Below are 12,472 nucleotides of genomic sequence, written 5' to 3' on the forward strand. Positions count from 1 at the left end.
TTGACGACCGCCCCATCCGCGTTGCCCGGTCCCCCTGCGGGCATGGCGCCCCTTTCAACCCGGCGCAAGAGGCTGATGGCCCTGATCGTGGCCAGTCTCATGCTGATGGAACAGCTTGATGGCACGGCGCTGACCACGGCCCTGCCCACCATCGCGCAGGATTTCCATGTGGGCATTCCCGCCACATCCATCACGCTTACGGTGTACATGCTGGGGCTTGCGGCGCTGATTCCGGCATCGGGCCACATGGCCGAACGCTTTGGCAGCCGGCTTACGCTGCGCTGGGCGATCGGACTGTTCCTGGCCGGCTCGCTCATCTGTGCCCGTGCGCACAGCCTGCCGGTGCTGGCGCTGGCCCGCCTGGTGCAGGGGGCGGGCGGTGCGATGATGGTGCCGGTGGGGCGGCTGGTGGTCCTGCGCAGCGTGGCCAAGGCGGAACTGCTGTCCGTCATGGCATGGGTCATGCTGCCCGCCACCATCGGCCCCATGGCGGGGCCGGTACTGGGGGGCGTGCTGACCTCGTGGCTGTCATGGCGGTGGATCTTCTACGTCAACATCCCGCTCGGGCTGGTGGCCATCGTGCTGACCGGCCGGTTCATCCCACAGATCAGGACCACCCGCCCCCCGCCCTTCGACCTGAAGGGCAACATCCTGTCCGCCACGGCACTGGGGGGGCTGATATTCGGCATGGAACTGCTGGGGCATGGCGGCCCGGCCCGCTGGCTGGCCATGGGGCTGCTGCTGCTGGCCCCCCTGGCGGCCATGGCCTATGCCCGCCACGCACGCGCGGTGGCGCACCCGGTACTGGATCTGGCGCTGCTGCGCATCGCCACCTTCCGCGTATCGGTTTTCGCGGGCGGGCTTACGCGCATCGCCACGGCGGGCACCATCTTCCTGCTACCCTCGCTACTGCAGGTCCGCTTTGGCGCCAGCCCCGCGCAGAGCGGGCTGGTCACCTTCGTCGCCCCCATCGGGGCGCTGGCCATGCGCCTTGTGGTCTCGCATGTCTACCGGGGGCTGGGCTTCCGGCGCGTGATGTGCGCGGGCAGCCTGGTGCTGCCGGGCATGTGCGTCGTGCTGGCCCTGCTGCGCCCCGGCATGGCGCCGGGCTGGCTGCTGCCTGTGCTCGCGTTCAATGGCCTGGGGCAGACGCTGCTGTTCACCGGCTACAACACCATCGCCTATGCCGACATGCCACCCGCGCGCATGAGTGCGGCGACCAGCCTGTACGCCACCTGCCAGCAGACCATGCTGACGCTGGGCATCTGCCTGGCGGCGGGCGTACTGGCCATGGCGCAGGGGCTGCTGCCCCCGTCATGGCGGGGGCAGGACTACGGCGTGGCCTTTGTCGCATGCGCGCTGGTGGCGGCGGGGGCGCTGCCGCTCCTGCTGCGCCTGGCGCCCGATGCGGGGGCAAGCGTAAGCGGACATGACGGCACGGGAAACGGAAACAGACCGTAACGAAACATTTGTTCGGTTTTCCCCTTCCCCCATGCCAAGACAGTGTTACATTCCCTGACTGGTCTGTTCCCCGTCCGTATCAATAGGGTGGGAAGGCAGGCCATCCACCCTGATTTTTCATACCGGTCCGCCCCTTGGCGCAACGGGGCCCTTACCCAACAGCAGGCAGAAAAACGACCGCATGGATACTCCCCCCTCCCCGCCCCGATCACAGGACCATACAACGACCGGCCCGGCCCGCGCCCCCCGCGGGCGGCGCGTGCCCTACCTGGTTGGCGGGGGGCTGGCGCTTATCCTGGCGGTGGCGTTCCTGCGGCCCCACCACGGCGGCATGACATCACACAAGCATGGCGCGAACGGTAACCAGCCCGTGGCGGTGGCCACCATCGGGCGGGGCGACATGCCCGTCATCCTGACGGAGCTGGGCACGGTCGTGCCCATCACCAATGTGACCGTGCAGTCCCGCATTGATGGCTACCTGACGCAGGTGCTGTTCACCGAGGGGCAGCATGTGCACAAGGGCGACCTGCTGGCCCTGATCGACACCCGCCCCTATGACGTGCTGCTGGCCCAGTACGAAGGGCAGCTGGAGCAGGACGTGGCCCAGCTCAGGGCCGCACAGGTGGACAACGCGCGCTACCAGCGCCTGATCCAGCAGAACAGTGTCGCCGCCATGACGGCCAAGGACCAGCAGTACAAGGTCGAGCAGCTTGAAGGCACGGTCAAGGCCGACCAGGCGCTGGTGGACAACGAGAAACTGCAGATCACCTACTGCCACATCCTGGCCCCGGTGGACGGGCGCGTGGGCATCCGCGCGGTGGACATGGGCAACTACATCACCGCGGGCCAGACCAACGGGCTGGTGATCCTGACGCAGATGCAGCCCATCTCGGTCATCTTCACCCTGCCGGAAAATGACATCGGCCCCGTGGCCGACCGCCTGCGCCAGGGCACGCCACTGGCGGTGGAAGCCTGGGACAGCGCCAACCTGAACAGGATCGCAACCGGGCAGGCCAGCGTGCTGGACAGCCAGATCGACACCTCCACCGGCACGGTGCGCATGCGCGCCATCTTCGCCAATTCACAGGAGGAGCTGTTCCCCAACCAGTTCGTCAACGCCCGCATGCTGGTCAGCACCGACCATGATGCGCTGCTGGTGCCCACCAACGCGCTGCAGACCGGGCCGAACGGCCAGTTCGTGTACGTGGTCAAGGCCGATGACACGGTGGAGGTACGCAACGTGAAGACCGGCCACGCCAACAACACCATGACGGTGCTGACCGATGGCGTGAAGGAAGGCGAGCGCGTGGTGACCGATGGCGTGGACCACCTGCGCGATGGCGTGAAGGTGAGCATACCGGCAGCCGAGGCCCCCGGCCATGCCGCCACAGACCATGGCAAGACCGGGCAGGCGGGCTAGGCGCGTGCACGCCTTCTGCCCCCCTGCCTGAATACAAGCCCACGACGCCGCCGGAGATTGCCGCGTGAACCCGTCCCGCCTGTTCATACACCGTCCGGTCGCAACCACGCTGCTGATGCTTGCCATCCTGCTGGCGGGGCTGCTGGGCTACCATTTCCTGCCCGTATCCGCCCTGCCGGAAGTGGAATATCCCACCATCACGGTGCAGACCTTCTACCCCGGTGCCAGCCCCGACGTGATGGCCACCTCCGTCACCGCCCCGCTGGAGACACAGCTGGGCGAGATGTCGGGGCTGGAGCAGATGACATCCCGCTCGTCGGGCGGGGCGTCGGTCATCACGCTGCGCTTCGGCCTGACCATGACCATGGACATTGCCGAGCAGGAAGTGCAGGCCGCGATCAACCAGGCCAATTCCCTGCTGCCCACCGACCTGCCAGCACCCCCGGTCTATGCCAAGGTCAACCCCGCCGACACGCCGGTCATGACGCTGGGCATCTCGTCGAAGACCATGCCGCTGACGGAAGTGGAAGATTACGTCGATACCCGGCTGGCCGAGAAGATCAGCCAGATCTCGGGCGTGGGGCTGGTCACGCTTTCGGGCGGGAACCGCAAGGCGCTGCGGGTGCGGGTCAACATTCCCAAGCTGACCTCGTTCGGCATCGACCTTGATACGCTGCGCACGACCATTGGCAACGTGAACGTCAATTCCCCCACCGGTACGTTCGACGGGCCGCAGCGTGCAACCACGCTGCGCATCGATGGCCAGATTTCGGGCGTGGACCAGCTGCTCAACCAGGTCATTGCCTACCAGAACAACGGCCCCGTGCGCATCCGGGACGTGGCCAGCGTGGTGATCGGCCCCGAGAATACCGAACTGGCCGCCTGGGCCAACCGCACCCCCGCCCTGGTCATGAACGTGCAGCGCCAGCCGGGTGCGAACGTGATCGCGGTGGTGGACAACATCAAATACGCCCTGCCGCGCCTGCAGCAGTCGCTGCCGCCGGGCATTACCATAACACCGCTGACCGACCGGACCACGACCATCCGCGCCTCGGTCGAGGATGTGGAGTTCGAACTGGGCCTGGCGCTGGTGCTGGTGGTGGGCGTGATCTTCGTGTTCCTGCGCAATGTGCCCGCAACGCTTATCCCCAGCCTGTCGGTGCCGTTGTCGCTGGTGGGCACGCTGGCGGTGATGTACCTGTTCGGCTTCTCGCTCGACAATCTCTCGCTCATGTCGCTGACCATCGCCACAGGCTTCGTGGTGGACGATGCGATCGTGATGATCGAGAACATCGCCCGCTACATCGAGATGGGCGACACCCGCATGGAAGCGGCGCTGAAAGGTGCGGGCGAGATCGGGTTCACCATCATCTCGCTGACCGTATCGCTGATCGCGGTGCTGATCCCGCTGCTGTTCATGGGTGATGTGGTGGGCCGCCTGTTCCATGAATTCGCCATGACGCTGGCGGTGACCATCATCCTGTCCGCCGTGGTCTCGCTGACGCTGGTGCCCATGATGTGCGCGCGCCTGCTGCATGAACGCGACACGAAGCATGCCGAACCCGCCTGGTCGGCCACGGTCGAGCGCTGGACGGTTGCAACCATCGAGGGCTACGGCCGCGCGCTGGACGTGGTGCTGCGTCACCGCAGGCTGACGCTGGGCGTGTTTGGCGCCACCCTGGCGCTGACAGGCGTGCTGGCGGTGATCATTCCCAAGGGATTCTTCCCCGTGCAGGATACGGGCGTGATCCAGGGCATTTCGGTCATGGCGCAGTCCACGTCGTTTTCCGCCATGAAGCGCCACCAGCAGGAACTGGCCGACCGCATCCTGCACGATACGGACGTGGCCAGCCTGTCCTCCTTCGTGGGTGTGGACGGGCAGAATGTCACGCTCAACCAGGGGCGGTTCCTGATCAACCTCAAACCGGCGGACAGGCGCTCGTCCACGGCACAGGAAGTGGCCACCCGCCTGCGCGCGGAAACGGCGGACATTGCCGGTGCCGACCTGTACCTGCAGCCGGTGCAGGATCTCTCGCTTGATACATCGGTCGCGGCCACCCAGTACCAGTTCCTGCTGGAAAACCCCGACTACAACCAGTTCACGACCTGGGTGCCCAGATTCATTGCACGCCTGCAGCAGGAAAAGGCCCTGACCGATGTGACATCGGACCTGCAGGCGGCGGGGCTTGTGGCGCATGTGGACCTGGACCGCACCACCGGCGCCCGCTTCTCGATCACGCCGCAGACCATCGACAACGTGCTGTATGACAGTTTTGGCCAGCGCCAGATCTCGACCATCTTCACCCAGTCCAACCAGTACCGCGTGATCCTGGAGGCCACCCCCGGCTTCCAGCAGGACATGGCCTCGCTCAACCAGATCTACCTGCCCGGCATCAGCGGCAACGCGGGCGAGAGTACCTCCGGCCCGACGCGCTCGCCCACGTCGGGGCTGGTGCCGCTGGCCTCCGTCACCACCGTGACACAGGATACCGCGCCGCTGCTGATCACCCATGTGGGCCAGTTCCCGGCCACCACGGTCTCGTTCAATGTCCGGCCCGGCTATGCGCTGGGTGATGCGACGGACGCGATCGAGCGCGCGGCAAGGGACATCCACCTGCCGTCGAGCTTCCAGACCTCCTTCCAGGGCACGGCGGCGGCGTTCCGCAGTTCACTGGCCAACGAGGCCTGGCTGGTGCTGGCCGCGCTGATTGCCGTCTATATCGTGCTGGGCATCCTGTACGAGAGCTTCATCCATCCCGTCACCATCCTCTCCACCCTGCCCTCGGCCGGGATCGGGGCGCTGCTGGCGCTGTGGGTGACGGGTTCGGGGCTGGATGTGATGGGCATCATCGGACTGGTGCTGCTGATCGGCATCGTGAAGAAAAACGCCATCATGATGATCGACTTCGCCCTTGAAGCCGAACGGGTGGAGGGCATGACCCCGCTGCATTCCATCCGCCATGCAGCCCTGCTGCGCTTCCGCCCCATTCTCATGACCACGCTGGCGGCCATGCTGGGGGCCGTGCCGATGATGCTGGGCACCGGCACCGGGTCGGAACTGCGCCGCCCGCTGGGCATCGCCATTGTGGGCGGGCTTGCGGTCAGCCAGCTGCTGACGCTGTTCACCACCCCCGTCATCTACCTGCTGATGGATGGCATCAGCCAGAAACTGACCCGCCGTTTTGGCAGCACGGATAACGGGGGCAAGGACGGGCTGCCCGGGCCGCAGGCTTCTGCATGAACCCGCTGTCCATCTTCGTCCGCAGGCCGGTCGCCACCATATTGCTGACCGTGGCACTGGTACTGGGCGGCGTGCTGGGCTACATGACGCTGCCGGTGGCGGACATGCCCAATGTGGACTTTCCGGTCATACAGGTGCAGGCCCGCCAGTCGGGCGGCTCGCCCGAGGAAATCGCAAGCTCGGTGGCCGCCCCGCTGGAACGGCACCTGGGGGCGATCGCCGGGCTGACGGAAATGACATCACAGTCATCGGCCAACCAGGCGCGCATCACGCTGCAGTTCTCGCTGGACCGCGACATCAATGGCGCCGCGCGCGATGTGGAGGCGGCCCTGCAGGCGGCCCATGCCGACCTGCCTTCCTCCCTTCGGCAGAATCCAAGCTATTTCAAGGCCAATCCCAACGGCGCGCCGGTCATGATCCTGGCGCTGACATCGCGCACCCGTACCGCCTCGCAACTGTATGACCTGGCTTCCAACGTGCTGCAGCAGCATCTCTCGCAGATACAGGGTGTGGGGGAAGTCGAGATCGGCGGCAGTTCGCTGCCAGCCGTGCGGGTGGAGATGAACCCGCTGGCGCTATACAAATTCGGCATCGGCTTCGAGGATATCCGCGCGGCCCTCGCCTCGGCCAACGCCCATACGCCCAAGGGCTTCATTGATCAGGGTGACCACCGCTTCACGCTGGACACCAATGACCAGGTGCATAACGCGCAGGCCTATCGTGACCTGATCGTGGCCTATCATGACAGCCGCCCGGTCAGGCTGGAGGACGTGGCCTCCGTGCGTGACAGCGTGGAGGACCTGCGCAACGCGGGCTACGTGGATGGCAGGCCCGCGGTGCTGGCCATCATCTTTGCCCAGGCGGGGGCCAACATCATCAACACCAACGACCAGATCCGCGCCAAGCTGCCGCTCCTGCGCGCGGCCCTGCCGACGGATGTGGACCTGGGCGCCTTCATGGACCGCTCCACAACCATCCGCGCGGCGCTGGCGGATACGCAGTTCACACTTGTGCTGTCGGTTGGCCTGGTGGTGCTGGTCGTGCTCCTGTTCCTGCGCTCGCCGCGCATCACCATCATCCCCGCCATTGTGGTGCCCGCCTCCATCATCACCACCTTCGGGGCGATGAAGGTCATGGGGTATTCCATCGACAACCTTTCCCTCATGGCGCTGACCATTTCCACCGGCTTCGTGGTGGATGACGCGATCGTGGTGGTGGAGAACATCAGCCGCCACATGGAAGCCGGGATGGACCGCGTGCAGGCCACCCTGCTGGGCACGCGGGAGGTGGCGTTCACGGTCATGTCCATCACCGTGTCGCTGATTGCGGTGTTCCTGCCCATCCTGCTGCTGAGCGGGGTGGCGGGGCGGCTGTTCCACGAATTCGCCATGACGATGTCGATCACGATCGTCATTTCCATGGTACTGTCGCTCTCGCTTACTCCCATGATGACCGCCCGCCTGCTGCGCGTGCATGAGGCATTGCCCTCACGCGGGGTGTTCGGGCGTATCGGCCACGGGCTGGAACACGGTCTGAACGCGGCGCAGCAGGGCTATGCCCGCTCGCTGGAATGGGCGATCACCCACCGCCGCCTGACCATTCTGTCACTGCCGCTGACCATTGCCATCATGGTCGGGCTGTTCATCAAGATGCCCAAGAGCCTGTTCCCCGAATCCGATACCGGCATGCTGATGGGCCGGCTGATGGGGGACCAGTCCATCTCGTTCCAGGCCATGCAGGGCAAGATCATGACCGTGCAGAAGGCCATCACCGCCGACAGGGACGTGGCCCATGTCATGGGCTTTATGGGCGGGCGCGGCAGCGCCAACCAGGCAAACCTGTTTGTAACACTCAGGGACAAGTCCCTGCGTGACGACACGCCCGCGCAGACCATCGCCCGCATCGGGCGGCGGCTGCGCAGCATGGTGGGGGCGACGTTCTATGCCTCCGCCCCGGGGCAGCTGCGCATTGGCGGGCGGCAGAGCAATGCGGCCTACCAGTATTCGCTGCAGTCCGATTCCTCAAAGGACCTGTACCAGTGGACGCCGCTGCTCGTCTCGGCACTGCAGAAGCATCCCGAACTGTCCGATGTTTCATCGGATGTGCTGCAGGGCGGCTCGGCGCTGGATGTGCAGGTGGATCGTGATACTGCCAGCCGCCTGAACATCACCCCGCAGCTCATTTCCAATACGCTGTACGATGCCTATGGCCAGCGCTCGGCCTCGGTCATCTACAATCCGCTGAATCAGTACCATGTGGTGATGGAGGTGCAGCCCCGCTTCTGGCAGGACCCGACCACGCTCAAGCAGGTCTGGGTCAGTGTGGCGGGCGGCACGGCGGGGGGCGGCACCCAGTCCAACACCATCCGCGTCAGCGCCGATACCGGCACCACCGAATCCCAACTCAGCGCGCAGTCATTCCGCAACCAGGTGGCCAACACGCTGGCGGGGGGCAACAGCGCCTCCACCGGGTCCGCCGTGTCCACCAGTTCGGAAAGCATGGTGCCACTGACCCTGGTCTCGGTCCTCAAACCGACCAAGACGGCCCTGAGCATCAACCATGATGGGCAGTCCGTCTCCTCCACCATCTCGTTCAACCTGACCAATGGCGTGCCGCTCAGCCAGGCGGTGCAGATCATCAACGAGGAAACGGTCAAGCTGCACATGCCCGCCAACATCCAGGGCAATTTCGCGGGCAATGCCGCGCAGTTCCAGAAATCGGTCAATAACGAACCGCTGCTTATCCTGGCGGCGCTGGCGGCGGTGTACATGACACTGGGCATCCTGTACGAAAGCTATGTCCATCCGCTGACCATCCTCTCCACCCTGCCCTCGGCCGGGGTGGGGGCGCTGCTGGCGCTCCAGTTCTTCGGGGAAGCCTTTTCGCTGATCGCCATGATCGGGGTGATCCTGCTGATCGGTATTGTCAAGAAGAACGCCATCATGCTGGTGGACTTTGCCATCACCGCCGAACGTGATGAAGGCCATACCGCGCTTGACGCCATCCGCATGGCCTGCCTTCTGCGCTTCCGCCCGATCATGATGACCACATTCGCCGCGGCCCTGGGCGCGCTACCGCTGATCTTCGGCCATGGCTATGGCTCCGAACTGCGCCGCCCGCTGGGTATTGCCATTGTGGGCGGGCTGCTCGTCAGCCAGGCGCTGACACTTTATACCACGCCGGTCGTCTACCTTTATCTTGACCATATGGGGGTAGCCTGCCGCACATATTTCAACCGGCTGTATGGGCGGCTGTCCCGACGCCATCGTCTTTCCCACCAGCAGGATTCCTGAACCGGATGCCATTCCTTCCGCCATCCCCCAGCCATGCCGGCACCCGCCCGACCCGTAGCATGCATGCGCTGCGCCTTGCATGCCTGGCCCTGCCGCTCGTGGCGCTGGCAGGATGCATGGTAGGGCCGAAATATCACCGCCCGGACGCCATCGTATCGGCGCGCTTCAAGGAACTGCGCCCCGAACCCGGCTGGGAAAACGCAAACCCGCACATGGCCGAACTGCCCAAGCATGACTGGTGGACGATCTATAATGACCCGATCCTGAACGGGCTTGAGGCGCAGGTCGCCATTTCCAACCAGAACATCAAGGAATACGAGGCCAGCTACCGCAACGCCCGTGCCCTGATCGACAGCGTGCGTGCCCAGCTTTTCCCCACCATCAGCGGCAGCCTTGGCTTCAACCGCGCGGGCCATGGGGCGGGGTCGCTCTCCTCCTCGGGCAGCAACTATGCCAAGGAGGGGTCGACCTACAACACCTATGACCTGGGTCCAAGCGCGAGCTGGGATCTGGACCTGTGGGGCAAGATCCGCCGGCAGGTGCAGGAACAGGTGACTGCGGCCCAGGCCAGTGCGGCCGACCTGGCCAATGCCACGCTGTCCTATCAGGCGCAGCTGGCCACCGCCTATTTCAACCTGCGCTACCAGGACAGCCTGACGGACCTGCTGCAACGCTACGTGCGCTTCAATGAGCAGGCGCTGCAGATCACCCAGAACCAGTTCGATGCCGGCACGGCCGACCCGACCGCCGTGCTGCAGGCCCGCACCACGCTGGAGCAGAACCGGGCATCCCTTGTCCAGGCCGGGATCAACCGCGCACAGTACGAACATGCGATTGCCGTGCTGATCGGCAGGCCACCGGCCGATGTCACGATCGCACCTGCCCCCCTGTCACGCACCGTGCCGCCCATTCCGGTTACGGTACCGTCCGACCTGCTGCAGCGCAGGCCCGATATTGCGGCAGCGGAACGCACGATGGAGCAGTACAACGCCCAGATCGGCGCGGACATAGCGGCGTTCTATCCCGATGTCACCATCAGCGCCAGCTATGCGCAGAGCGGTGGCGACCCGGTCACATCGCTGATGAGTGTGGCCAACCGGGTCTGGTCACTTGGTGCGTCCGCCACCGAAACGCTGTTCTCGGGCGGGTCGCGCACGGCTGCGGTGCATGAGGCCAATGCCCAGTATGACAACGCGGTGGCCACCTATCGCCAGACCGTGCTGACCGCGCTGCAGAATACGGAAGACCAGCTTTCCAACCTGCGCATTTTGTCCCAGCAGTCGCTACAGCAGCAGAAGGCGCTGGATTTTGCCAACCGCACGGTCGAGGTCTCGCTCAACCAGTACCAGGCCGGGACCGAGATCTATACAACCGTCATCACCAACGAGAACTCGGCCCTGTCATCGGCCGAGACCCTGCTGGGCATCCAGCAGCAGCGCATGGTGGACAGCGTAAGCCTGGTGCAGGCACTGGGGGGCGGATGGGATGCATCCCGCCTGCCAACCAAGAAATCGCTGCAGAAGGATAACCCGCTGCTGCCTTCCTTCATCCAGAAGGACACCAACAGATAGGCATGAAAAAACCCCCTGCGCCGGATGGCGACAGGGGGTTGCCGTGTGCGGGAGGGGCCATCAGCCCGATAGCGACCGGGCCGTAAACAGCGCGATCAGCAATACGACGACGAATATCGTGATGGCGATGAAGAACAGTATCTTTGCCATCCCGGCAGAAGCCGCGGAAATACCACTGAACCCGAACACACCGGCAATCAGTGAGACAATCAGAAAAAACAGTGCCAGTTTCAGCATGGTATCTGTTCCTGTAAATCAGTCATGCCTGACTAACGCGCCAGCATTCCATATGTTGCCTTACGCACGCCGCCGCATGAACAGCGTTGCGACAAAACCCAGCAGCGATGCCCCGATCAGGGCCAGCAGCGGGCGATCCGCCGTCACGTCACGCAGGGTATCCAGAATCTCGCCCATGCCCTGCTGCGCCATGCCGCCGGCCCCCTGCATCCGGGCGGAGAACGGGGCACCGGGTTCACCGGCAAAACCGTCCAGACCATCCTGCAGGCGGCCGATGCCCTCTTCCAGATGGGTTTCGAGATTGGGGATGTCCGTCATGTTCCATATTCCCTTGCGTGCCGGTGGGGCAGGCCCGGACGCCGTGCCCTGTGCCCCGTTTGCCCTGCCGTCATGCCCGCGGGCGGCAGGCCCGATGGCACAGGCTTATCATATCTCCGATGCCTGCCAATAGGCCGCATCCGCGCCGGGGTCCTCTTCACCCGCGATCAGCCGCTTCATGCGTTCCGCCATGGCGCGCAGGCCGGGGGCCGTCCTGTCTCGCGGGCGGGGGCCGACCGTAAAGTCACCGCGCAGGCCGGCCGGATGACCGGCCAGTATGATGATCCGGTCCGCCAGCACCAGCGCCTCATCCAGGTCATGGGTCACGAACAGGACCGTGCCATGTGTGCGGGCATGGATGCGCAGCAGTTCCTCCTGCAGGGCGGTGCGGGTGATCGCATCCAGCGCGCCAAAGGGTTCGTCCATCAGCAGCAGGTCCGGCTCGACCGTCAGCGCGCGAGCCACCCCCACGCGCTGGCGCTGCCCGCCCGAAAGCTGGCGGGGCCAGCGGTCCGCCTTGTCCGCAAGTCCGACAAGCTCCAGCGCCGCCATGGCGCGCTCACGCCGCCGGTTCCTGTCCAGACCCAGCCCTTCCAGCCCCAGTTCCACGTTACGCAGCACGTTGCGCCATGGCATGAGCTTGGCATCCTGAAACACCATGGCTGCGGGCCGGTGCACGCTGGCGGGCGTGGATTTCAGCTCCACCCGCCCCTCACCGGGGGGCATGAGCCCCATGATGACCCGCAGCAGCGTGGACTTGCCCACCCCCGAGGGGCCAAGCAGGGCCACGAACTCCCCCCGCCGGATTTCCAGATCGACATGCCGCAGGATAAAGCTGCGCCCATGGTCGTGGGACAGGCCGATATCCTCCAGCCTGACCACCACATCCGCCGTGCTGGCGGGTGTCACCACGCTATTCATTCCCACCTGT

Annotated in this window: 8 protein-coding genes; 5 read left to right on the top strand and 3 right to left on the bottom strand. The window is 65.2% G+C overall.

The window, feature by feature from the left end; genetic code table 11:
- Positions 1–75: 75 nt before the first annotated feature.
- From GWK63_RS11030 to GWK63_RS11050, 5 genes are all read left to right on the top strand, one after another.
- Positions 76–1,461, top strand: a complete 1,386-nt coding sequence (locus tag GWK63_RS11030; protein WP_034933148.1) for an MFS transporter — start codon at positions 76–78, stop codon at positions 1,459–1,461.
- A 181-nt stretch (positions 1,462–1,642) separates the two neighbouring features.
- On the top strand, positions 1,643–2,881 hold the full coding sequence (locus GWK63_RS11035; protein WP_039999622.1) for an efflux RND transporter periplasmic adaptor subunit: 1,239 nt from the start codon (positions 1,643–1,645) through the stop codon (positions 2,879–2,881).
- A 64-nt stretch (positions 2,882–2,945) separates the two neighbouring features.
- A complete protein-coding gene (locus GWK63_RS11040) occupies positions 2,946–6,122 on the top strand; it encodes an efflux RND transporter permease subunit (protein WP_007399656.1) in 3,177 nt (1,058 codons plus the stop codon).
- Positions 6,119–9,415 carry an efflux RND transporter permease subunit gene (locus GWK63_RS11045; RefSeq protein ID WP_007399655.1) on the top strand — a complete coding sequence of 1,099 codons (3,297 nt, stop codon included), beginning with the start codon at positions 6,119–6,121 and terminating at the stop codon, positions 9,413–9,415. Before GWK63_RS11040 ends, GWK63_RS11045 begins: the two co-directional genes overlap by 4 nt.
- A 5-nt stretch (positions 9,416–9,420) precedes the next feature.
- Complete coding sequence (locus GWK63_RS11050) at positions 9,421–10,986, top strand: efflux transporter outer membrane subunit (RefSeq protein WP_007399654.1); 1,566 nt, start codon at positions 9,421–9,423, stop codon at positions 10,984–10,986.
- A gap of 60 nt (positions 10,987–11,046) precedes the next feature.
- Here the strand turns inward: GWK63_RS11050 and GWK63_RS11055 are convergent, their stop codons facing one another.
- The 3 genes from GWK63_RS11055 to GWK63_RS11065 all read right to left on the bottom strand — a co-directional run bounded on the left by GWK63_RS11055 (position 11,047) and on the right by GWK63_RS11065 (position 12,462).
- A complete protein-coding gene (locus GWK63_RS11055; protein ID WP_007399653.1) occupies positions 11,047–11,223 on the bottom strand; it encodes a DUF1328 domain-containing protein in 177 nt (58 codons plus the stop codon).
- 60 nt (positions 11,224–11,283) lie between these two features.
- Positions 11,284–11,541, bottom strand: coding sequence for a hypothetical protein (locus GWK63_RS11060; RefSeq protein ID WP_007399652.1), 258 nt, complete (start codon positions 11,539–11,541; stop codon positions 11,284–11,286).
- A gap of 108 nt (positions 11,542–11,649) precedes the next feature.
- On the bottom strand, positions 11,650–12,462 hold the full coding sequence (locus GWK63_RS11065) for an ABC transporter ATP-binding protein (RefSeq protein WP_039999620.1): 813 nt from the start codon (positions 12,460–12,462) through the stop codon (positions 11,650–11,652).
- Between the last annotated feature and the right edge of the window lie 10 nt (positions 12,463–12,472).

Origin of the sequence: Komagataeibacter rhaeticus, assembly GCF_011611525.1 — a bacterium.
GTDB lineage: Bacteria > Pseudomonadota > Alphaproteobacteria > Acetobacterales > Acetobacteraceae > Komagataeibacter > Komagataeibacter rhaeticus.